We start from the raw sequence: 22,636 nt of genomic DNA on the forward strand, positions 1-22,636 counted from the left end.
TGCTTCCATTCACGCAGCTGGGGAGGCTGCGCTGGAACAGGTGATTGAACGCCTGCGCCCAAAGAGCGCCAAGACGCTCTGCCGTTTCTGATGTCGAACTTTTTGACTGACTGGAGGCGTGTTGTGAAAGTCTTGAAGCTGACAGCCCAGGGGCTGCCGCAGTCCTGGGTAACGCTGGAGCAAGCGGCGCTGCACTATGCAGCAGATGAGGTGCGCTGGGAAGCGGGCGCTGAAATTGCCGTCTTTCGCGGAGGCCACAATGCGGCGACCGGCAAGCAGTCCGTCATTCACATCAACTCCATCATCGGCACCAAGGGTGTTCCCAATATCAACCCGCACGAGCTGGCACCGGGGCTTACCAACAGCAAGCTCTTTGCGCGTGACCGCTGCCTGTGCGCCTATTGCGGGCGCCAGTTCTATGAAGGCGACCTCACCCGTGAGCACATCAAGCCTGTGAGTGCGGGCGGCGAGCACACCTGGATGAATCTGGTCACCGCCTGCCGTGCCTGCAATCACCGCAAGGGCGCCAGAACGCCCGAGCAGGCCCGCATGCCGCTGCTGTACACGCCTTACACGCCCACGCTGTGGGAAGACTTTATTTTGCGCAACCGCCGCATTCTGGCTGACCAGATGGAGTTTCTGGTGGCCCATGTGCCGCGCAATTCACGCTGGCATGGCTGAGGCAAGGGCCTGAGGAGCGCAGCGAAGTCCACCGACTGCGGTAGTGGGAGTTTTCGGAAAAGTCTGAAAACTCTTGACGCCTGTGATTGAATCCGGGTTTCTACCAAAATTTCCGTTTTTCATGATCGTCAGGGATCGCCCGTCGGGCTTCAAGCTGCTTTGGATTGTCCGGGGCTCGGTGCTGCAGCGCATCAAGGGTGTTTTGGCCGTCAACATCGTGCTGGCCATCATCGTCACCGTGGCGCACGGCAATCTGTTTCACACCAAGATCCCGATCACGCCGATTCCGTTCACCCTGATCGGTCTGCCGCTGGCCATCTTTCTGGGCTTTCGCAACAACACCGCCTATGCGCGCTACTGGGAAGGGCGCAAGCTCTGGGGCGAGATCGTGATCTACGCCCGCACCCTCTCGCGCCAGTGCCTGAGCCTGATTGAAGTCGGTCACCCCGTGGACCCGCGCCAGCGCGCCAACGATGTGCGGGTGCGCATGGTGCACCGCACCGTGGCTTTTTCGCATGCGCTGCGCGCCCAGTTGCGTGGCCTGAAAAACGATGTGGCAGCCGAGCAATGGCTGACCCATGCCGAGTGGCAAAGACTGCAGCTGCTGCCCCTGGGCCAGCGCACTGACACCCTGATGCAAGCCATGGGAAAGGACCTGGGCCAGTGCGTGCGCGAAAAGCGTATTGACCCCTGTCTGGCCGTGGAGCTGGACCGCACGCTGAACGGTCTGACGGCGGCGGCCGCCTCGTGCGAGCGCATTCACAACACGCCCATCCCCTTTTCCTACACCCTGCTGCTGCACCGCACGGCCCACCTGTATTGCTTTTTGCTGCCCTTCGGCCTGGTGGACATCACAGGCTTCATGACCCCGTTTGTGGTGGCCATCGTGGCCTATACCTTCTACGGCCTTGATGTGCTGGGTGATGAGCTGGAAGAGCCGTTTGGCGTGGAGAGCAACGATCTGGCACTGGATGCCATCTGCCGCGGCATCGAGATCAGCATGTGCCATTCGCTGGGTGACCCGCAGATTCCCGCGCCGCTCAAGCCTGTGGACTATCTGCTGACCTGAGCAGCACCGCTGCTCCACCGAAGCTCCATCGAAAACAAAGCCCTGAACTCACCATTCGGGGCTTTGTTTTTGATAGCAGCTAGCGCAGGCGCAGCTTAGACAGTGGCGCGATCTTCATCGACCGCTTTTTGCCAAGCCTCGTACAGATCTTCACCTGCATCGCGCACGCGCTGGTTGATGACGGGCAGCTCGCGGCGCTCTGCGGGGCGGGCCAGTTCCTCGTAGCCGCGCGAGGCAGACAGGTCGTAGGGCTCGCCGTCTTCGTTGGAATAGGCCACAAAGACCTTCTTCACGCCCGACAGCAGCATGGCCGTGTGGCACATGGTGCAGGGGTAGCCGCTGGCATACATGACGGAGCCGGACAAATCGGTGCTGCCCTGCGCCCTGGCGGCAATGCGCAGCGCCTGCATTTCGGCGTGGGCGGAGGGGTCGCACAGATCTTCCACCTGATTCACCGCACGGGCCAGCACCTTGCCATCCCTGACCAGCACGGCGCCAAAAGGCCAGGTGGCACGCTCGCGGCCCTTGACGTTGCCCATGGCCAGGCGAATGGATTCCAGCAGGTATTTTTCGGTGTCTTGATTGCTCATTGTTGTCTCCTTCTGCGCAGATCATAGGAAGCCCACCCGTCTTCATAGCGCACCCGGAAAGCAAAACAGCACGCCGTGGCGTGCTGTTGACTTGTTGAAAGTTGGCGGATTGTTGCAGTAATTTAGGCAAAAACGCCTGCGGAATCCTGCATATTGGCCGACACAACGCCCAGGTGGTGCAGCGTGTCGCCACCGGTCATTTCCATCTGCGTCAGGCGCTTGAAGTAGTGGCTGCCCACGTATTCATCCGTCACGCCAATGCCGCCATGCATCTGCACCGACTGCTGGCCCACATAGCGCATGGCCTGCCCCAGTTGAACCTTGGCGCGGGAAATGGCCACATGGCGCTCCTCGGCCGGTGCCACCAGCTTCAGGGTGCCGTAGTAGCTCATGGAGCGGGCCAGCTCCAGCTGCATCTTCATGTCTGCCACGCGGTGGCGCAGGGCCTGAAAGCTGGCAATGGCCACGCCGAACTGCTTGCGCTGGTTCAGGTACTCGGCAGTCAGCTTGAGCGTTTGCTCCATCACGCCCACACCTTCGGCGCAAAGTGCGGCGTTGGCCACATCCTGCGCCAGCGTCAGGGCGGGCAGGCCGTTGGAGGTGATCAGGGTGGCAGCGGCGGCCTGGCAGATCAGATCGGCGGCGCGAGATTCATCTTGCGTGGCATAGCTGCGGGTGCTGACGCCCTGGGCGCCGTTTTCCACCAGGAAGATGGCCATCTTGCCGTCCAGCAGCGCGGGCACGATGTAGGCATCGGCCTGATCGCCTGCGGGGACTATGTTTTTCGTAGCGTCCAGCGCATATCCATCGGCGGTTTTTGTCGCTTTGGCCGCGCAAACGTCAATGCGGTAGCGCGCTTTATGCTCCTGCGATGCGAGCACGACCAGCTTTTCGCCGCTGGCGATCTGGGGCAGCCACTTCTGCTTGATGGCATCGTCACCAAACTGGGCCAGAACGGCAGAGGCGGCAAAAGCCTGCGCCAGCGGCTCCATCACCAGGCCACGGCCCAGTTCTTCCATCACCACCATCACGTCAACGGCGCTCTGGCCCAGGCCACCGTACTGCTCGGGAACGGTGAGAGCCGTCAGTCCCAGCTCGGCCAGCTCGTTCCAGACTTCGCGTGAAAAGCCGCCTTGCTTGGCGATGCTCTGGCGGCGCTCGAAGGTGTAGCCCTTTTCCACCCAGCGGGCCACGGCGTCACGCAGTTGTTGTTGGTCGTCGGAAAAATCGAAATCCATATTTGTCTCCTGCTGCCAAAAGCGAGTGCGCTTTGCGCACCATCACATTCAGCGAAGCTCTTGCAAGAACCCCCTCCCGGAGGGGGCACGGGGGAGCAGAACGTGAAATCTGTGCCAGACAGTGCTCGGCTTAGCCGAGCACTGTCTGAGCAACGATGTTTCGCTGCACCTCGTTGGAGCCACCGTAAATCGTGGTCTTGCGCATATTGAAATAGGTCGCGGCCAGCGGGGCATTGCCCAGCGCATCGCCGGGGAAGTTGCCCTGGTAGCCTGCTTCCATGGCTTCCTGGATATAGGGCAGCGAATAGGGACCAGCGGCCAGCATCATCAGCTCGGCATAGCGCTGCTGAATCTCGCTGCCCTTGATCTTGAGCAGGCCCGCAATCTCCAGCGGGTTCTTGCCCGACTTCATGGCCGAGAGCACGCGCAGCACCAGCATTTCCAGCGCAATCACATCGACCTCCAGCAGCGCGATCTGGTCACGGAAACGCTGGTCGTCCCACACGCCTTCGGCCTTGGCAATGCGCTTGAGGCGCTCCAGCTCGCGCTTGGCTCGGTTAACGTCGGCGATATTGGTGCGCTCGTGGCTCAGCAGGTGCTTGGCGTAAGTCCAGCCCTTGTTTTCCTCGCCAATCAGCTGGTCGGCGGGTACTTCCACATTGTCAAAAAAGACTTCGTTGACCTCGTGGGAGCCATCGAGCAGCTTGATGGGACGCACGGTGACGCCGGGAGATTTCATGTCCAGCAGCAAAAAGCTGATGCCGGTCTGGGGCTTGCCTTCGCTGCTGGTGCGCACCAGGTTGAACATCCAGTCGCCGTACTGGCCCAGCGTGGTCCAGGTCTTCTGGCCGTTGACGATGTATTTGTCGCCCACGCGCTCGGCGCGGGTCTTGAGGCTGGCCAGGTCGGAGCCTGAGCCGGGTTCGGAATAGCCCTGGCTCCACCAGACTTCGCCGCTGGCAATGCCGGGCAGAAAGCGCTTTTGCTGCTCGGGCGAGCCATAGGCCATGATGACCGGGGCCACCATCACCGGGCCAAAGGGCACGATGCGCGGCGTGCAGGCCAGCGCGCATTCCTCTTCAAACAGGTGCTTTTGCACAGCCGTCCAGCCGGGGCCGCCAAACTCCTTGGGCCAGCCGTAGCCCAGCCAGCCCTTTTTGCCAAGAATCTTGGCCCAGCGCTGCATATCGTCGCGCGTCAGGTGCAGATCGTTGCGCACCTTGTTCGCAATATCTTCCGGTAGGTTGGACCGCACCCAGGTGCGGACCTCTTCACGGAATGCTTGTTCTTCGGGGGTGAATGCCAAATCCATGCGCTTGTCTCCTAAAGATGGCTGGATTTGTAGCACGCACGTTCTTTTTTGTTCTGTCCGAACAGTGACAGGGGAGGGTTACCCCCTGAGCGGCTGCGCCTGGGCGGCCCCGCCGCTTCCCCCTGGAAGGGGGGGCGACAGCCTTTGCTGCGAGGCGGCTCTTGCTGGCCGTCTCTCACATGGGGTATGCCAGTTTTTGACCGCTAGCGCTTATCTGGTAAGCGCTGGCAGCTATCTTTTTTACTCTGCTGTTGCTGCAGCTGGCGGCTCCACGCCCAGCGATTCGCAGAGCATGGCCACAGTGGCGCGCAGCTGGGCGACTTCGGCTTCCAGTGCATCCACGCGCTGTTGCAGGGCCGAGGCATTGCTGCCTGCGCCGGTGCTGGCGCTGGCTGTGGCAAGGGCGCTGATATCTACGGGGCCGCACAGCAGGTGGGCCCAGCGCTGTTCACGGGCGCCGGGGGCGCGGGGCAGTTGGACGACCAGCGGGCCGCCTTTTTCTTCGCTGCGCTCGCGCAGTTCGTCCAGAAAGGCTTCGACCGAGGAGATATCGGCAAAGCGGTGCCAGCGTTCGGAGTTGATGCGCAGCTCGCCCGCAGTCTGCGGGCCGCGCAGCATCAAGAGGGCCAGCAGCACGGCGGACTGGTCGGGCACGCCGATGCCACGGGGAAAGTTGTGTTCCCAGCGGGTGGATCGGGTGCTGCTGATTTGCACGCTCAGGGTTTTCAGGCGCAGGCTGTCCAGCGCTTCCTGAGCTTCGCCTTCGCTCACTTCCATTACCGGGTCGCGGCTGGACTTTTGGTTGCAGCCGGTGACCAGACTGTTGAGGGTGAGCGGATAGCTGTCGGGCACGGTGCGGGCTTTTTCCATCAGCGTGGCCAGAACGCGGGCTTCGACGGGGCTCAACGGAGTATTGCGTGGGTCAAAAGGCATGAAGTCTCCTCAAAAGTCTGGGGCAAAGTCTCAGGTTTGTGCATGGAAACAGGTACAAACCCCAAAGGGTTGGTCCGGCAATGCGACAATCGCCGCCCATGAAAAACATCGTGATCCTGATCTCGGGCGGCGGCTCGAACATGGCCGCCATTGTGCGTGCATCCCAGCAGCAGAACTGGGCAAAGCAGTACAACGCCAGGGTTGCTGCTGTGGTGAGCAACAAGGCTGACGCCAAGGGGCTGACCTTTGCGCGCGATAACGGCATTGCCACCGAGGTGCTGGATCACAAGCAGTTCGACAGCCGCGAGGCCTTTGATGCCCAGCTGGCCCAGGTGATTGACCGCCATGCGCCTGATCTGGTGGTGCTGGCCGGTTTCATGCGCATTCTTACGCCGGGTTTTGTCTCGCATTACGAGGGGCGCATGGTCAATATCCACCCCTCGCTGCTGCCTGCCTTTACCGGCCTGCACACCCATCAGCGTGCCATTGATGCGGGTTGCAAGTTCGCGGGCTGCACGGTGCACCGCGTGACGGCCGAGCTGGATGTGGGGCCGATTCTGGATCAGGCCGCAGTGCCCGTCTTGAGTGGTGACACCGCCGAGCTGCTGGCTGCCCGCGTGCTGGTGCAGGAGCACATCATTTACCCGCGTGCTGTGCTTAATCTGATTAGAAATTGATAGCTGATAGCGCTTTATTCGTATAGGGTTGGGCTGGTTTTTAAGGGGATTTCATCTCATAAACAAACCAGACCAGATGCACATAGGTCAGCACATAAAGCACGTTATTGAGCTTGGTAGATAAAACGCCATACCCGGGCGTACCTATCAAGGTCTGCTTGGACTTTGCAGACATGCGCACAAAGTCTGCCAGCGAGGGGGCAAGACTGGGCGGCAGCAGCTTGCGGAATATCCATAGCTCCAGCCGCAGAAAACAGGCGATCACCAAGGCCGCAAGCGGCAGGGCCCAGAAAGTCATGGGCAACTGCTGAATCTGCGCGGGCAGCAGGGGCTGCAGCAAAGGGCTGTAGTCCACAGCCATCAACATGGCGGTGGAGCACAGCAGCAGCATGCGCCGCAGCAGGCCCAGAATATGGCGCTTGAAATGCGGCGAGCCTGTGGTGTTGGGCAGCCACTGCACCAGTGCGTAAGACCCAAAATGGTCTATAGCCCAAAGGGCCGCAAAGTACAGCGTGCCGACCACCAGCGCATAAGCCTGAAGCTGCAGCGGCGCACTGCCACGCAGCCATTCCATCCATGATGACCACATGGCGTTTTATGGGAGTGTGTATGCGCTGACTTTAAGCGATGTGCAGCGCGTCACTTTATAGGGCTATCTTCGGGGCCATCTACGCGGCGAAAGCGCGGCTGCTCCACGCCTTCAATCACCACGGTCTCATTGAACATGGATGCGGGTCGCACCCACAGACCGTGCTCGCCATAAAGGGCACGGTACAGCGTCATGGGCTCCAGTGTTTCGCTGTGGCGCACAGTGCCAATCACCTCGTAGCGCATGCCTTTGTAGTGTTCATACAGGCCGGGCGCGGTTTCGATCAGCGGGGGAAGTTCGGAGTTGTTCATGGTCAGGTGCAATCAATAAAGGGCTTGGCGGCTGCCGTGTGAGAATGCTGAAAAAATCAGTGGGAGGCAAAGCAGCGCCATGGAACAGGCAGATTATGTGCATCTGGTTCGCGTCAGCGAGATGGCCAGTGCCGAAAACAGTCAGGCGTACCGGCGCAGCGTGGTCATGTTTGCGGCCCTGGGCTATGCATGGGTGCTGGGCTGCCTGATTCTGGCGCTGTGTCTGCTGCTATGGTCAGGCTCGCACCTGATGGCGGGGCAGTGGCGCTTTGTCTGGATCATGACGGCCATTGCCTCGCTGGGCCTGTTTTGGAACAGCTTGCGTGCGCTGTGGCTCAAGGTGGACAAGGCCGAAGGCATTGAGGTGATGCCGGAGGACGCCCCGGCGCTGTTCGAAGCGCTGGAGCGCATTCGCAAAAAGCTCAATGGCCCCAGGATTGACGCCGTTTATCTGAATCAGGATTTCAACGCCAGCATTCGCCAGGTGCCGCGCTGGGGCGTGCTGGGCGGTGTGCGCAACGAGCTGAATCTGGGCCTGCCGCTGATGATGGCGCAAGACCGCAACCGTTTGCTGGCCGTGCTGGCCCACGAATACGGCCACCTGCGCGGCGGGCATGGCAAGTTTGGCGCCTGGATTTACCGCACACGACTGAGCTGGACGCGGTTGTACGAGGGCATGCAGGGTGATTCAGGCATTGCCTCGTTCATCACGCAAAAATTTCTGAACTGGTACTTTCCGCGCTTTCTGGCCAAGACGTTTGCCATGGCGCGCCAGGATGAGTACGAGGCCGACAAGGCCGCTGCCAGCCTGCTGGGTAAAGGCGTCATGGCCGATGCACTGGTGGAAATCGACGTGCGCCAGCAGTGGTTTGCGCAGAACTTCTGGGCGCTGCACTGGCGATCAGCCCGCAAGAAGACCACGCCCACCGGGCCTTTCAGCGCCATGAAGTACTGGCTGGCCCAGCCCGTCAAGCCTGCGTTTGCGCGGCAGGCGCTCAAGGCCAGTCTGAGCCTGGTCTCGGGCCTGGAAAACACCCACCCCGTGCTGCGCGACCGCGTGGATGCGCTGACGGGGCAGCGCCCGCAACTGCCCCAGCAGTGGTCTGAGGGTGGCGCGCTGAGTTTGCTGAACCCGCGCAAGCTCAGCGAATGGGCCAAGGCTTTTGACAAGCAATGGTGTGTGGAAAACGCCACCGCCTGGAAGCAGCACCACGCCCGTCTGGCGCGCAGCGAAGTCGCGCTGGCGCAGCTGAACGGCGAAGGCTATCAGTCTGCGGCTGACCTGCTGCAGCGTGCCCAGCTCATGCTGCGGCTGGACCCTAACGCCGAAGTGCGTGCGCTGTACGAGGAAGTTTTGCGCCGCGAGCCTGACAACGCCAAGGCGCTGGCCGGAATCATTGATGTGCTGCCGCTGGATATGGGCGATGTGCGGCTGCAGTTGCTGGAGCGGCTGTTTGGCCCGCATGTCGAATACCGCTGGTGGGCCGCCAATCAGGCGGTGGAGCTGCTGGAGTCGCGTCAGCAGATTGGCGTGGAGGGCGAGGAAGCCGCCGCGCTCAAGCTGTGGCGTGAGCGCGTCAGGCAGACCAGCGACCTAGAAGATCAGTTCTCGGAGGAGCTGATGCAGACGCCGCTGCTCAACGGCCTGCTGCCCCATGGACTGACAGCGTTTGAGATTTCAGAGATCGAGGCCGAGCTGCGCAATTTCAGGCCAGTTTCGCAGGCCTGGCTGGTGCGCAAGCAGCTCAACACCATTCGCGGTCGCTCCGTCTATGTGTTGTTTGCCGAGATGGGCGGTCTGGGCGAGGCCGAGGGCATCACGCTGGGTGAGCAGATTCATGACCGGCTGGAGGTGTCCGGCGTGCTGTATGTAATGCGGGTGGAGCAGGCGGCCATGCGTGAAGACATTGAGCGCCAGGGGTTCAAGCCGGTTTATCTGCGTGCGCTGGGTTGAGGCCTTCATAAACCGTAGCGGCTACCGCTTGATCTGATTGCAGTCTGACCTGTATTGGCAGGGAAACCAATGCCGATAAAGCGCTGGCAGCTATGGTTTTTGCGAAGCACCTGCCAGTGGTGTACCGGGCTGTCAGAGGGCGTCATATGGATATGCGGGCAGTGGGACAATTGCGCCCTATGCATCCCAAAGCCCTTCTCGACGCTTGCTCTGAACTCGTCAAGCGCGCCCTGACATTTGAACACCCGGCCGATGCCGTGGTGTCCCGCTTCTTCCGCGAAAACCGCTACTTGGGTCCGCGTGAGCGCGCCACTCTGGCTGAAACCACTTACACCGTGCTGCGCAAAAAGCTGCTGTTTGAAGCGCTGGCACATTCGGGCAGCGGTGCACGCGAGCGCCGCCTTGCCATTCTGGGCTTTGCCGCCGTGCTGCGTGAGCAGGCCAGGAAAGAGGGCAAGGTCAAAAACAAGGACGGTCAGGACAGCGAAACCTTTATCAAGGCCGCGCTGGCTCCTCAGGAACTCAAGTGGCTGGCCGCCTGCGACGGCATCAAGCCCGAAGAGCTGATGGAAGCGCACCGCCACAATCTGCCCGAGTGGCTGGTGGAGCCGCTCAAGGCCCAGCTGGGCGAAGACTTCTGGGCGCTGGCTGCCAGCATGGAGCAGGCAGCTCCGCTGGATCTGCGCGTCAATACGCTCAACGACAAGCGCTCTGATGTGCGTAAAGAGCTGGAAAAAGCCGGTATCAAGGCTGAAATTACGCCATTTTCTCCCGTGGGCCTGCGTGTGGATGGCAAGCCCGCTCTGGCCAAAGTGGATGCTTTCAACCGCGGCGCCATTGAGGTGCAGGATGAAGGCTCGCAGTTGCTGGCCCTGATGCTGGACGCCAAGCGTGGCGAGATGGTGGTGGACTTCTGCGCTGGCGCTGGTGGCAAGACGCTGGCCATTGGCGCAGCCATGCGCAACACCGGCCGCCTGTATGCGTTTGACGTGTCGGGCCACCGCCTGGATGCCCTCAAGCCGCGTCTGGCACGCTCGGGCCTGTCGAATGTGCACCCCGCAGCCATCGCCCACGAGCGCGATGAACGCATCAAGCGCCTGGCTGGCAAGATTGACCGCGTGCTGGTCGATGCGCCTTGCTCGGGCCTGGGTACCCTGCGCCGCAATCCCGATCTGAAGTGGCGCCAGAGCGCCAAGGCCGTGGAAGAGCTGACCGTCAAGCAGGCGTCCATCCTGGAAAGCAGCGCCCGTCTGGTCAAGGCCGGTGGCCGTCTGATCTACGCCACTTGCTCCATCTTGCCTCAGGAAAACGAAGCCATTGCCGAAGCCTTCAGCGCGGCGCACCCCGAGTTTGTGCAGCTCAGCGCTGGCGAGGTGCTGGAGCAGCTCAAGATCGAAGGTGGCGACAAGCTATGCGCCGGTGGTGAAGATGGCAGGCGCTATCTGCGTCTGTGGCCGCATCAGCATGAAACAGACGGATTTTTCGCAGCCGTTTGGGTTAAGAAGGCGTAACTTCGGTGCAAATCTGCTGCCCAGTGTCAGTCAAATGACTTTGGGTTTGTAGGTAGTTCGCCTAAAATAAAACGACCGTGCTTTATTGGATGAAGCACGGTTTTTTTGCCAAAGGCTTGTGAAGTATGTCGCTGGATATTGGATTGATCTGGAATGCCGTCCTGAACTGGGCGGCCAACGGTCTGTGGGATCTGTCCTGGTGGCAGCTGCTGCTGTACGCCTTGTTCACCACCCATATCACCATTGCGGCGGTCACCATCTTTTTGCACCGTTGCCAGGCCCATCGCTCGCTGGATTTGGGGCCGATTCCTTCGCATTTCTTCCGTTTCTGGCTGTGGCTGGGCACGGGCATGGTTACCAAGGAATGGGTAGCCATTCACCGCAAGCACCATGCCAAGTGTGAAACAGAGGAAGACCCCCACAGCCCGCAGACACGCGGCCTGAACAAGGTGATGCGCGAAGGCGCCGAGTTGTACCGCGAAGAAGCCAAAAACGCGGAAACTCTCAAGAAATACGGCCACGGCACACCTGACGACTGGATGGAGCGCAATGTCTATCGCCACTCGGTGCTGGGCCCTTCGCTGATGCTCATCATCAATGTGGCGCTGTTTGGTGCCATTGGTCTGACGATCTGGGCTGCGCAGATGGTCTGGATTCCTTTCTGGGCCGCTGGCGTCGTCAATGGTCTGGGCCATTTCTGGGGCTATCGCAACTACGAAGCCGTGGATGCTTCCACCAATCTGTCTCCCTGGGGCATCATCATTGGTGGCGAAGAGCTGCATAACAACCACCATACGTACCCAACGTCGGCCAAGTTCTCGGTAAAGCCTTACGAGTTCGATATCGGCTGGGTCTATATCAGCATCATGCAAAAGCTGGGCTGGGCCAAGGTCAAGAAGACACCACCCCGCCTGCGCAGCGGTGTGGTCAAGCCTGTGGCTGATGAGCTGACGCTGGAAGCCATCATTGCCAACCGCTACGAAGTCATGGCCCGCTATGCGCGTGGGGTGCGTGCTGCGGTGCAGCAGGAGCTGGACCTGCTCAAGCAAAAGCAGGCTCACAAGTCGGATGTTTCGCTGCTCAAGGGCGTGCAGCGCTGGCTGCATCGTGATGCGGACAAGGTGCCTGAGGGCGCCCAAGGGCAGCTGGCCCAGGCCCGCGCCGCGCATCCGGTGATTGACCAGATGCTGACCATGCGCGAGGAGCTGCGCCAGCTGTGGCTTAACACCACGCTGAACCGCGAGCAACTGACAGGTCAGCTGCAGGCATGGTGCCAGCGTGCGGAAGCCAGCGGCATTGCCGTGCTCAAGGACTTTTCCGTCAAGTTGCGCGCCGCCCAGGCTTGAAGCTGCTGCTCAGCTGACCGAGACAGCTCACGACCAACCGCCCCAGCCTCGCAAGAGCGGGGCGGTTTTCTTTGGGCGCTGGCAGGCTCATCTGCACTTGCACGCGGCTGCGCTGCTCCACGCATTGCAGCTGCACCCAGAGCGCTGCAGGCGCACGCCAGCTTTGCCCGTTGTGCAGGCGCAGGCTGTAGCCGCTGCAGGCATCGAGTGTGGATAGCGGCGTGGTGGACAGCAGCAGGGCTTCACCCAGGCAGATCACCGTGCTGCCCTCAGGCAGAGCCAGTGTCAGCAGATGGCCGGGAGTCAGGGGATGCAGCTGTGTGCTGCTGGCGCCTTCGGTGTGCATGGAGAGCCTCTGTTTTCAGTGAATCAGGGCCTCTAGCGTAGGTTTACGGGCTGTTTTGCAACAGGCACAGCCGCCGCTTTGTGCGGGCGTAGCAGTGCGGTTTGCATGCGCTCTGTTCTGGTGTCTGTGAGACGTATCTGTATCTGTTGCAGAACAGAGCGTGCTGGCATGATGGGGTTCCAAGCCTGCTTGCCTTCACCATCATGCTGACACCTGCTGCTCTTGAACCCTCTTCGGCCTTGCCGCTGTATCAGCGGCTGGCAGCGCATTACAGCAGTGCAGTGGCGCTGGGTACGCTGAAGGTGGGCGAGCGCATGCCGTCGGTGCGCGAGCTGATGGCGCGGCATGAGATCAGTCTGTCCACTGCTTTGCAGATGCTGCGCTATCTGGAAGAGCAGGGGCATGTCGAGGCCAGGCCCAGGGTGGGCTATTTTGTACGCTCCACTGGAGTGGGGCTGCCGCTGACCAGCGAGCCGGACTTGAGCCAGCCTGTGCAGCCCAATCCACACGCCCATTTCGTGGGTATCAACGAACATATCTCGCTGCTGCTGGAGCGCGGCCGCCAGGCCGAGGTCTATGTGGATCTGGGGGGCTGCACCCCACCGCCAGAGCTGTTTGATCACCAGTTTCTGAACAGAACAGTCAATCAGCTGCTGCGCGAGCATCCAACGCTGCTGTCCCAGGGGCGCTCATTGCTGGCTAATCAGGGCAATCACCCCGATTTTCAGCAAGCCATGGCGCGCAGGGCGCTGGCGATTGGTATTCGCGTGGCGCCCGCTGATGTGCTGGCGACGACGGGCAATTCTGAGGGCGTGAGTCTGGCGCTGGCGGCTGTGGCATCACCGGGCGATATGGTGGCGGTGGAGTCGCCCACCTATTACGGCCTGCTGCAGGTGGTGGAGTCGCTGAAGCTCAATACGCTGGAAATTCCCTGCAGCCCGCGCACGGGCATGTCCATCGAAGCGTTGGAGCTGGCATTTCAGACGCAGCCGCGCCTGAAAGCGGTAGTGGTGGTGCCCGAGCTGCAGATGCCGCTGGGTGCGCGCATGCCCGATGAGCACAAGGCCAGACTGGTAGCGCTGTGCGCAGCCCATGGCGCGGCCTTGATTGAGGATGACTCCTACGGTCTGTTTGTCGAAGGCCCGCAGGCGGCGCGGCCACTCAAGGCCTGGGACAGCGTTTCCGGCCATATCATTTATTGCCAGGCTTTCAATAAAAGCCTGGCGCCGGGTCTGCGCCAGGGCTGGATGAATGCCGGGCAGTGGCATGGCCGGGTGCAGATGCTGAAATTTGCCCAGAGTCGCAATACCCAGACGCTGGGGCAACTGGTGGTTGCGCAGGTACTGGGCTCGCCCACGCACCAGCGCAGCATGGAAAAGCTCAGGCAGCAGCTCAAGAAGCAGCGCGAAGCCATGGCGCGCCTGGTGGCCCGGCATTTCCCTCTGGGTACGCGAATGAGTTTGCCCACTGGTGGCCTGTGCCTGTGGCTGGAGTTTCCTGCGCAGATGTCCACCGCCGAGCTGTTTACGGCGGCGCTGAGCAAGGGCATACGCATTGCGCCGGGAAGCATGTTTTCCAATTCCGGGCGCTATGAGCATTGCATGCGTCTGGCCTGTACCAGCCCGGTCACTGCGCTGATGGAGCAGGCAATGAAAGAACTGGGTGCCATGGCCTGCCAGCAACTGGGGCAAAGTGCACGCGGCTGAAATCGTCGCAGACATAAAAAAACCGCCTGCACTTGCGTGAGGCGGTTTTATCAGCAAGGCCGAATTACTTCAGCTTCACTTCCTTGTACTCGACGTGCTTGCGAGCCTTGGGGTCGAACTTAGAGATCGACATCTTTTCAGGCATCGTCTTCTTGTTCTTGGTAGTGGTGTAGAAGTGGCCGGTACCTGCAGTAGATTCCAGCTTGATCTTGTCGCGTCCGCCTTTAGCAGCCATGGTGTTTCTCCTTCAGGAAATTAAGCTTGGCCACGAGCGCGCATGTCTGCGAGCACGGAGTCAATACCGTTCTTGTCGATCAGGCGCAGAGCAGCGCTGGAAACGCGCAGACGCACCCAACGGTTCTCGGTTTCCACCCAGAAACGACGGTATTGCAGGTTAGGCAGGAAACGACGCTTGGTCTTGTTGTTGGCGTGGGAAACATTGTTGCCCACCATGGGCTTCTTGCCCGTAACTTCACATACGCGTGCCATTTGGACACTCCGATAGTTGAATCGGCCGCCGGCTCTGAGCTCCCGCTTGCGCAGCAGGATGTGCCGACAACCTCACCTCGCCAGTTTGTAATGGGTGGCGGTGGCCCGATTGCGGAAGTCCTGGGCAACGGCAATGCAAAGAAAGCGCGAAGCTGGAATTCAGCAAAGTCTGCGATTATAGCGTTTCCGCAAAAAAGCCCCCGGTTTCAGCCAAAGCAGGCCAAACCCAAGGGCTTTTGCTTCGAATGAGCGCTAACCGTTCAAACGAAGGGATGCATTGCTGCGATCAGGCCTCCTGCTCCAGGAAACGCTGTGCATCCAGTGCAGCCATGCAGCCTGTACCGGCGCTGGTGATGGCCTGGCGGTACACGTGATCCTGGCAGTCGCCAGCGGCAAACACGCCGGGAACGCTGGTCTGGGTGGCAAAGCCCTTCAGGCCACCCTGGGTGACGATGTAGCCGTTTTCCAGTTCCAGCTGGCCCTGGAAGATGTCGGTGTTGGGGTGGTGGCCAATGGCAATGAAGGCGCCTTGCAGGGCGATGTCTTCAGTCTTGCCGTCTAGCGTGCTCTTGATGCGGATGCCATTGACGCCAGACTGGTCGCCCAGCACCTCATCGAGTGTGAAGTGGGTCTTCAGTTCAATCTTGCCTTCCTTGACCTTGTCCATCAGCTTGTCCACCAGAATGGGCTCGGCCTTGAACTTGTCGCGGCGGTGCACCAGGGTGACCTTGCTGGCGATGTTGGACAGGTACAGCGCCTCTTCCACGGCCGTGTTGCCGCCGCCGATCACGCACACAGGCTGGTCGCGGTAGAAGAAGCCGTCGCAGGTGGCGCAGGCCGAGACGCCACGGCCCATGAAGGCTTCTTCCGAGGGTAGGCCCAGGTACTTGGCCGAGGCGCCGGTGGCGATGATCAGGCTGTCGCAGGTGTAGGTGCCGCTGTCGCCGGTCAGCGTGAAGGGGCGCTTTGAAAAATCAACCTTGCTGATGTGATCGAACACGATCTGGGTCTGGAAGCGCTCTGCGTGCTCCAGAAAACGCTGCATCAGGTCCGGGCCCTGCACGCCCATCACGTCGGCAGGCCAGTTGTCCACTTCGGTCGTGGTCATCAGCTGGCCGCCCTGGGCCATGCCGGTCACCAGCAAGGGCTTGAGGTTGGCGCGGGCGGCGTACACGGCTGCGGTGTAGCCGGCAGGGCCGGAGCCCAGGATGAGAACTTGTGCGTGTTGGGTAGAGGACATGAGGCGTGACTCTGAAGAAAAAGCAGGCCGACAACCGGCGCGCAGTCATGAAAACATGGAATAAGGTATGGGAGTATCGCTCCACATCAAGGCCTGCGTGTTCAGCAGTCTTAATCACCGAAATTGTTAAAAATGATAGTGACACCGGGGTTGCAGCCCCTGCAAGCCGTGCTTTGTTGCATGTGCTTGCATTACGCTTGTAGCCCTCTTGGCCGAATGTGCCGCTTGGATAAGGGCCTAAGGTAAGCTTGCGCCTGCGTATGACATATACATTGAACGCTTCTAATGCGTCTTCTTCCAGCAAAACCAAATCCCGCGCGGCTGCTCCGCGCTATGGGGTTATCCGGTTCAGCCAGGAAGTTTTGCTGCTGATTGGCCTGCTGGCACTGGTTTTCTGGCTCATGGCCATGTTTACCTACTCGCCGCAGGATGCTGCCTGGTCCACTTCTGGTGCCGGGCAAAGGCCGTTTGTCCATAACTGGATGGGGCGCGTGGGCGCCTGGCTGGCCGATGCCTGCTATTTCGGTTTTGGCCTGTCCATCTGGTGGCTGGTGCTGGCCGCAGTGCAGGCTTGGGTGACTTCGCTGCTGCGCTGGATGCGCGGAGGTGTGAACAAGGACGGCTCACCCGTGGCCCTGATGCCGCTGTGGCGTCGTCGTTTTCTGTTCTGGGGCGGCCTGGCTGTGCTGATGGTGGCCAGCTGCGCGCTGGAGTGGACGCGTCTGTACCGTTTCGAGAACATGCTGCCTGGCCCTGCTGGCGGTGTTTTTGGCTACATGATGGGCTTCAATGCCCTCAAATGGCTGGGTTTTGCAGGCTCGGGCCTGATTGGCATCTGCCTGTTCGTGCTGGGCGCGGCCATGGTGTTTGGCTTTTCCTGGGGCAAGCTGGCGGAAGGTCTGGGTGCACGCCTGGATGGACTGGTGCAGTTTGGCCGCGAGCGCCGCGAGATTGCCAAGGATGTTTCCGTGGGCAAGAAAGCCGCCCGCGAACGCGAGGAAGTGGTGTTTGACCGCACCGAAGGCGCCATCACAGCGCCCGTGCACCAGCCTGTGCAGATTATTGAGCCAGTGATGCAGGATGCGGTGGCGCAGCCCAGTGCACGCGTGGTCAAGGAGCGCCAGAAGCCGCTGTTTGTGGATCACCCCGACAGCAAGCTGCCGCAGGTGGATCTGCTGGACGAGGCGCAGCAGCGCCAGGAATCGGTCTCTGCCGAAACGCTGGAGATGACCAGCCGCCTGATTGAAAAGCGCCTCAAGGACTTTGGCGTGGAAGTGCGCGTGGTGGCCGCCATGCCCGGCCCTGTGATTACGCGCTATGAAATCGAGCCCGCCACGGGCGTCAAGGGCTCGCAGATTGTGAACCTGGCCAAGGATTTGGCGCGTTCGCTGTCTCTGGTGTCGATTCGCGTGATTGAGACCATTCCCGGCAAGAACTTCATGGCGCTGGAGCTGCCCAATGCCAAGCGTCAGTCGATTCGTCTTTCGGAAGTGCTGGGCTCGCAGGTCTATCACGATGCCAAGAGCCTGCTGACCATGGGTCTGGGCAAGGACATTGTGGGCAACCCTGTGGTGGCCGATCTGGCCAAGATGCCCCACGTGCTGGTAGCGGGTACCACTGGCTCCGGCAAGTCCGTGGGTATCAACGCCATGATTTTGTCGCTGCTGTACAAGGCCGAGGCGCGTGATGTACGCCTGCTGATGATCGACCCCAAGATGCTGGAAATGTCGGTCTATGAAGGCATTCCGCACCTGCTGTGCCCTGTGGTGACTGACATGAAGCAGGCCGCCAACGGCCTGAACTGGTGCGTGGCCGAGATGGAGCGCCGCTACAAGCTCATGTCCAAGCTGGGCGTGCGCAACTTGGCGGGCTACAACACCAAGATCGACGAAGCCAAGGCGCGTGAGGAATCGATTCCCAACCCCTTCAGCCTGACACCTGAGGAGCCCGAGCCACTGCAGCGCCTGCCGCATATCGTCATCGTGATTGACGAGCTGGCCGACCTGATGATGGTGGTGGGCAAGAAGATTGAAGAGCTGATCGCCCGCCTGGCGCAGAAGGCGCGTGCGGCTGGTATTCACCTGATTCTGGCCACCCAGCGCCCCAGCGTGGACGTGATTACTGGCCTGATCAAGGCCAATATCCCGACGCGTATCGCTTTCCAGGTCTCCAGCAAGATTGACAGCCGCACCGTGCTGGACCAGATGGGCGCCGAGAGCCTGCTGGGCATGGGCGACATGCTCTACATGGCCAGCGGCACAGGCCTGCCTGTGCGTGTGCACGGCGCGTTTGTGTCGGATGATGAAGTGCACCGCGTGGTCAGCTACCTCAAGGAGCAGGGCGAGCCTGACTACATCGACGGCGTGCTGGACAGCGGCTCTGCCGATGGCGAAGGCGGCGATGACGACGGCGAAGGCGGCAGCGAGAAGGACGAGCTGTACGACCAGGCCGTGGAGATTGTGCTGAAAGACCGCAAGGCCAGCATTTCCTACGTTCAGCGCAAACTACGCATTGGTTACAACCGCTCGGCCAATCTGCTGGAGCAGATGGAAAAGGCAGGGCTGGTCAGCTCGCTGACATCTAGCGGGCAGCGTGATGTTTTGGTTCCGGCTCGGGAGTCTTGATGCCCCCTGAGGCGCTGTGCCTGGGCGGCCCCGCGCCTTCCCCCGAAGGGACGACACCTTCACTGCGGGGCGGCCCTTGTTCGGTGTTTCTGGCAGGGCTGTGACGCAACGGAAAGATTTTTGGAGAAAAGATGAAACGTCTTTTGACTGCAATTTTGATAGCTGGCAGCGTAAGCGCTGCCTGGGCTGATGGCTTGAAAAGCCTTGAGTCCTTTATGAAGAACACCCAGGCGGGCAAGGCAGACTTCACCCAGTCCGTGACCTCGCCCCCCAAGGCGGGCCAGGAAGCGCGCACCAAGGTTTCCAGCGGTAGCTTTGAATTTCAGCGCCCCGGCAAGTTCAAGTTCAACTACACCAAGCCTTTCGAGCAGCTCATCGTGGCAGATGGCAAGACGCTGTGGCTGTATGACGCCGATCTGAACCAGGTGACCGAGCGTGCCCAGGCGCAGGCGCTGGGCAGCACGCCAGCGGCCATTTTGACCACTGCTACCAGCCTCAAGGCACTGCAGGCCGACTTTGGCCTGGGCAACCAGCCAGACAGCGAAGGTCTGGAATGGGTGCTGGCCAGCCCCAAGCAAAAGGGCGGTCAGCTCAAGACGGTGCGTATCGGTTTCACCCCCGAGGGGCAACTGGCAGCGCTGGACATTGAAGACAGCTTTGGCCAGCGCTCGGTGATGCAGTTCAAGAACCTGCAGGCTCAGGCCTCGCTGCCCGCATCCACCTTCCACTTCACTGCGCCCAAGGGGGCTGATGTGCTCAAGCAGTGATGCGTTGATTGACTCGATGCAAGCAAAAAGGCCTGTGGATGGAAGTCCACAGGCCTTTTTTCATGAAATATGGCTGAAGCGCTTATGGGATAAGCGCTGGCAGCTCATATTTTGAGAGTCTCAAGCTTGCTTGATGGCGGTCTTGCTGCTGGCGCTGCTCATCAGGTCCAGAACGCCGCACACAATCAGCATGCCCAGCACAGGCGTTGTCCAGCCCATGCCCATCGCAGCGCCGGGAAGGTGGTTCAGCCAGTCGGGCACCAGGGCATCCAGCTTGGCGGCCTTGGCGGCATCAAACAGGCCCAGCACCAGCGCCACCAGCATGACGGGGCGGTACACGCGCTCGGGGCGGTTCCAGCGGTGCAGCAGGCTCAGCGCAATTAGGGTGATGGCCAGTGGGTACAGGCCCACCAGCACGGGCACGGCCACGGCGATCAGCTGTGCCAGACCCTGGTTGGCCACGGCTGCGCTGAAGACGGACAGGCCAATCACCATTCCGCGATAGGAGAGGCCGGTCAGCTCGCTGAAAAAGGAAGCACTGGCGGTAATCAGGCCAATGCCCGTGGTCAGGCAGGCCAGCATGATGACCACGGCCAGCAGCCACAGGCCGGCTGGGCCAAATGTCTGCTGCACAAAGGCCGTGAGAATCTGCACGCCGGTGGTGGCGTTGGCGGCCAGCTGGCTATTGGTGGCGCCCAGATACATCAGCGAGACATAGACCAGACCCAGGCAGGTGGCGGCAATGATGCCGGCGTAGATGCAGTAGCGGGTGTGCAGCTTGCCGTCGGTCACGCCTGCGGCCTTGATGGCGTTGACGATGACCAGACCGAAGATCAGCGAAGCCAGTGCATCCATGGTCTGGTAGCCCTGCAAAAAGCCTTCGGCAAAGGCCGCGCCCTGCGTAGCATAGGCTTCGGTGCTGACGCTGTAGCCGCCAGCAGGCGCCAGAAAGGCCGAGCCGCCCAGCACTGCCAGCGCCAGAATCAGCACGGGGGTGATGATCTTGCCCACGTTGTCCATGAGCTTGCCGGGGAACAGCGACAGCAGCGCCACCAGCACAAAATACACGATGGTGAAGACCAGCAGCATGGCGGGCGTGTTGCCCACAAATGGGGCCAGACCCATCTCAAACGAAACCGTGGCAGTGCGTGGGGTGGCGAAGAAGGGGCCGATGGTCAGATAGATGGCAATGGCCAGAATCAGGCCCGCGGTGCGGCCGATGGGGCGGGTCAATGTATCCAGACCGCCACCCACGCGCGCCAGCGCGACCACGCCCAGCAATGGCAGGCCGACGCCGGTCAGCAAAAAGCCGGTGGATGCGCCCAGCAGGTTCTGGCCTGCAGCCATGCCCACCATGGGAGGAAAGATGATGTTGCCTGCGCCCAGAAACAGGGCAAAGGTCATGAAGCCGAGGGCAAGAATGTCCCGCGTCTTGAGTGTTGTCATATGCATAGGCCCCGCTACGCAACGCATGCAGCGGCGCAGCCTGGAGCAGTTGGAACCAAGGAAAGCTGCGGATTCTTTCGATTGATTTCTGGCTGACGGGCGGTAACCGCATCAGTCGCAGGAAGTTGCTAGCCCGGGATGGCAGCAGGCAAACATCAGAGAGAAAGCCGCCCTGACTGGCTTGTGGCAGGCAGGTTCAGGGCAGTGCTTCCATGTAGATGAGGGGTGGCCTCTCTAATGGAGAATAGTGATCCGCTAAAACACCTATTCTCCACAAACATGTAATCTGATAGGAAAACAGGGGTTAACACGGGCTGATTGTCCCCGTGCAGAACCGCTTTGATGGGTCTCTGACCTGCCTGCTGCAGCGGGCAAGTGGGGCATGGATACTTGAGGGCTCATGGCCACGCACAACAACCACTTTTCCCAAGCTCAATCTTCCACCGCAGCCCATCAGCCCCTGGCCGAACGCCTGCGCCCGCGCACGCTGGCTGAGGTGATTGGCCAGCAGCATGTGCTGGGTGAAGGCATGCCGCTGCGACTGGCGTTTGAGTCGGGCAGACCGCACAGCTGCATCCTCTGGGGCCCGCCCGGTGTGGGCAAGACCACGATTGCGCGGCTGATGGCCGATGCGTTTGATGCGCAATTCATCTCCATCAGCGCCGTGCTGGGTGGCGTCAAGGACATCCGCGAAGCGGTGGAGCAGGCACAGGCGGCGCGTGACGGCCTGATGCAGCAGCGCACCATTGTGTTTGTGGACGAGGTACACCGCTTCAACAAAAGCCAGCAGGATGCTTTCTTGCCCCATGTGGAAAGCGGGCTGTTTACCTTTATTGGCGCGACAACGGAGAACCCCTCGTTCGAGGTGAACTCGGCGTTGCTCTCCCGCGCAGCGGTGTATGTGCTGCAAAGCCTGAATACTGAAGATTTAAAGCAAATAGTGGCCAAGGCCCAGGCTATACAAGCGGTTCCAGCTATCGAAGATGAAGCGCTGGAGCGATTGATTGCCTATGCCGACGGTGATGCCCGCCGCTTGCTGAACACGCTGGAGACCTTGTCCATCACGGCCGAGCAGGCCAGGGTGGGCAGCATTACCGACGCCTGGCTGCTCAAGGTGCTGGGCGAGCGCATGCGCCGCTATGACAAGGGCGGCGAGCAGTTCTACGACACCATCAGCGCGCTGCACAAATCGGTACGCGGCTCGGACCCGGATGCCGCCCTGTACTGGTTCTGCCGCATGCTGGACGGTGGCGCAGACCCGCGCTACCTGGCGCGGCGCATTGTGCGCATGGCTTGGGAAGACATTGGCCTGGCCGACCCGCGTGCCATGCAGATGTGCAATGACGCGGCGGCCACGTACGAGCGACTGGGTAGCCCCGAGGGCGAACTGGCACTGGCGCAGGCCGTGATCTATCTGGCAGTGGCCCCCAAGAGCAATGCCGGTTACATGGCCTACAACAAGGCCAAGGCCTTTGTGAAAGGCGATACAACCCGCCCTGTGCCCCTGCATCTGCGCAATGCGCCCACCAAGCTGATGAAACAGCTGGATTACGGCAAGGACTACCGCTACGCGCACAGCGAAGAGGGTGGTTTTGCCGCCGGTGAAAGCTATCTGCCTGAGGGCATGGAAGAGCCCGGCTTCTACCAGCCTGTGCCGCGCGGGCTGGAAATCAAGATCGCTCAGAAGCTGGCCGATCTGCGGGCCCTGAATGAAGCAGCGCGAGCTGCCAAAGAAGATGAGAGCGGTTTGTAAAGCGGCTATTTGAAAGGTGTTGCGTGCCGGGTACTAGTGGATATCAGCATTTTT

General features: G+C 60.8%; 21 protein-coding genes. 10 read left to right on the forward strand and 11 right to left on the reverse strand.

The features are described 5' to 3' along the window. Window positions 1-123: 123 nt before the first annotated feature. Both JDW18_RS04915 and JDW18_RS04920 read left to right on the forward strand, forming a co-directional pair. Complete coding sequence (locus tag JDW18_RS04915; protein WP_218242595.1) at window positions 124-681, forward strand: HNH endonuclease; 558 nt, start codon at window positions 124-126, stop codon at window positions 679-681. Window positions 682-802: 121 nt separating this feature from the next. After that, window positions 803-1,750 (forward strand): bestrophin family protein, encoded by a 948-nt coding sequence (locus JDW18_RS04920; RefSeq protein WP_218242596.1) that lies wholly within the window; start codon window positions 803-805, stop codon window positions 1,748-1,750. Window positions 1,751-1,845: 95 nt separating this feature from the next. Here JDW18_RS04920 and JDW18_RS04925 read toward each other — a convergent pair whose 3' ends face one another. From JDW18_RS04925 to JDW18_RS04940, 4 genes are all read right to left on the reverse strand, one after another. Next, window positions 1,846-2,340 carry a nucleoside deaminase gene (locus JDW18_RS04925; RefSeq protein WP_218242597.1) on the reverse strand — a complete coding sequence of 165 codons (495 nt, stop codon included), beginning with the start codon at window positions 2,338-2,340 and terminating at the stop codon, window positions 1,846-1,848. A 122-nt stretch (window positions 2,341-2,462) separates the two neighbouring features. Continuing rightward, window positions 2,463-3,578, reverse strand: a complete 1,116-nt coding sequence (locus JDW18_RS04930; RefSeq protein ID WP_218242598.1) for an acyl-CoA dehydrogenase family protein — start codon at window positions 3,576-3,578, stop codon at window positions 2,463-2,465. 130 nt (window positions 3,579-3,708) lie between these two features. Beyond that, window positions 3,709-4,890 carry an acyl-CoA dehydrogenase family protein gene (locus tag JDW18_RS04935; RefSeq protein WP_218242599.1) on the reverse strand — a complete coding sequence of 394 codons (1,182 nt, stop codon included), beginning with the start codon at window positions 4,888-4,890 and terminating at the stop codon, window positions 3,709-3,711. 240 nt (window positions 4,891-5,130) lie between these two features. Then, window positions 5,131-5,823, reverse strand: a complete 693-nt coding sequence (locus JDW18_RS04940) for a YceH family protein (protein WP_218242600.1) — start codon at window positions 5,821-5,823, stop codon at window positions 5,131-5,133. A gap of 98 nt (window positions 5,824-5,921) precedes the next feature. Here JDW18_RS04940 and purN point away from each other — a divergent pair, with 98 nt between their 5' ends. Beyond that, entirely contained in the window at window positions 5,922-6,500 is a 579-nt protein-coding gene (purN, locus tag JDW18_RS04945) for a phosphoribosylglycinamide formyltransferase (RefSeq protein WP_218242601.1), read from the forward strand. Between the two features lie 40 nt (window positions 6,501-6,540). Here the strand turns inward: purN and JDW18_RS04950 are convergent, their stop codons facing one another. Then, window positions 6,541-7,089 carry a hypothetical protein gene (locus JDW18_RS04950; protein ID WP_218242602.1) on the reverse strand — a complete coding sequence of 183 codons (549 nt, stop codon included), beginning with the start codon at window positions 7,087-7,089 and terminating at the stop codon, window positions 6,541-6,543. A gap of 50 nt (window positions 7,090-7,139) precedes the next feature. After that, complete coding sequence (locus JDW18_RS04955; protein WP_218242603.1) at window positions 7,140-7,400, reverse strand: DUF1653 domain-containing protein; 261 nt, start codon at window positions 7,398-7,400, stop codon at window positions 7,140-7,142. Between the two features lie 79 nt (window positions 7,401-7,479). Here JDW18_RS04955 and JDW18_RS04960 point away from each other — a divergent pair, with 79 nt between their 5' ends. The 3 genes from JDW18_RS04960 (at window position 7,480) to JDW18_RS04970 (ending at window position 12,211) form a co-directional block, all read left to right on the forward strand. Further along, entirely contained in the window at window positions 7,480-9,354 is a 1,875-nt protein-coding gene (locus JDW18_RS04960; protein WP_218242604.1) for a M48 family metallopeptidase, read from the forward strand. A 179-nt stretch (window positions 9,355-9,533) separates the two neighbouring features. Further along, a complete protein-coding gene (locus JDW18_RS04965) occupies window positions 9,534-10,865 on the forward strand; it encodes an RsmB/NOP family class I SAM-dependent RNA methyltransferase (RefSeq protein WP_218242605.1) in 1,332 nt (443 codons plus the stop codon). Between the two features lie 125 nt (window positions 10,866-10,990). Continuing rightward, window positions 10,991-12,211 carry a DesA family fatty acid desaturase gene (locus JDW18_RS04970; RefSeq protein WP_218242606.1) on the forward strand — a complete coding sequence of 407 codons (1,221 nt, stop codon included), beginning with the start codon at window positions 10,991-10,993 and terminating at the stop codon, window positions 12,209-12,211. On the opposite strand, the gene JDW18_RS04975 is transcribed toward JDW18_RS04970, so the two are convergent. Further along, complete coding sequence (locus JDW18_RS04975; protein WP_218242607.1) at window positions 12,186-12,557, reverse strand: hypothetical protein; 372 nt, start codon at window positions 12,555-12,557, stop codon at window positions 12,186-12,188. The genes JDW18_RS04970 and JDW18_RS04975 overlap by 26 nt on opposite strands. 203 nt (window positions 12,558-12,760) lie before the next feature. Here JDW18_RS04975 and JDW18_RS04980 point away from each other — a divergent pair, with 203 nt between their 5' ends. Next, window positions 12,761-14,263: an aminotransferase-like domain-containing protein gene (locus JDW18_RS04980; protein ID WP_218242608.1), complete on the forward strand. Its 1,503-nt coding sequence runs from the start codon at window positions 12,761-12,763 to the stop codon at window positions 14,261-14,263. Window positions 14,264-14,327: 64 nt separating this feature from the next. Here the strand turns inward: JDW18_RS04980 and rpmG are convergent, their stop codons facing one another. The 3 genes from rpmG to trxB form a co-directional block, all read right to left on the reverse strand. Continuing rightward, a complete protein-coding gene (gene rpmG, locus JDW18_RS04985; protein ID WP_218242609.1) occupies window positions 14,328-14,498 on the reverse strand; it encodes a 50S ribosomal protein L33 in 171 nt (56 codons plus the stop codon). A gap of 20 nt (window positions 14,499-14,518) precedes the next feature. Beyond that, a complete protein-coding gene (gene rpmB, locus JDW18_RS04990) occupies window positions 14,519-14,752 on the reverse strand; it encodes a 50S ribosomal protein L28 (RefSeq protein ID WP_066539714.1) in 234 nt (77 codons plus the stop codon). 286 nt (window positions 14,753-15,038) lie between these two features. Beyond that, window positions 15,039-15,992 carry a thioredoxin-disulfide reductase gene (gene trxB / locus JDW18_RS04995; protein WP_218242610.1) on the reverse strand — a complete coding sequence of 318 codons (954 nt, stop codon included), beginning with the start codon at window positions 15,990-15,992 and terminating at the stop codon, window positions 15,039-15,041. A gap of 260 nt (window positions 15,993-16,252) precedes the next feature. Between trxB and JDW18_RS05000 the strand changes: the two genes are divergently transcribed. Further along, complete coding sequence (locus JDW18_RS05000) at window positions 16,253-18,616, forward strand: DNA translocase FtsK (RefSeq protein ID WP_218242611.1); 2,364 nt, start codon at window positions 16,253-16,255, stop codon at window positions 18,614-18,616. A gap of 131 nt (window positions 18,617-18,747) precedes the next feature. Then, window positions 18,748-19,383, forward strand: coding sequence for an outer membrane lipoprotein periplasmic chaperone LolA (lolA, locus tag JDW18_RS05005; protein ID WP_218242612.1), 636 nt, complete (start codon window positions 18,748-18,750; stop codon window positions 19,381-19,383). A gap of 120 nt (window positions 19,384-19,503) precedes the next feature. Here the strand turns inward: lolA and brnQ are convergent, their stop codons facing one another. Beyond that, complete coding sequence (brnQ, locus tag JDW18_RS05010) at window positions 19,504-20,835, reverse strand: branched-chain amino acid transport system II carrier protein (protein WP_281421602.1); 1,332 nt, start codon at window positions 20,833-20,835, stop codon at window positions 19,504-19,506. A gap of 394 nt (window positions 20,836-21,229) precedes the next feature. On the opposite strand from brnQ, the gene JDW18_RS05015 reads away from it, so the two are divergent. After that, window positions 21,230-22,582 (forward strand): replication-associated recombination protein A, encoded by a 1,353-nt coding sequence (locus JDW18_RS05015; RefSeq protein ID WP_218242613.1) that lies wholly within the window; start codon window positions 21,230-21,232, stop codon window positions 22,580-22,582. Window positions 22,583-22,636: the final 54 nt, after the last annotated feature.

This window comes from Comamonas fluminis, assembly GCF_019186805.1.
Classification (GTDB): domain Bacteria; phylum Pseudomonadota; class Gammaproteobacteria; order Burkholderiales; family Burkholderiaceae_C; genus Comamonas; species Comamonas fluminis.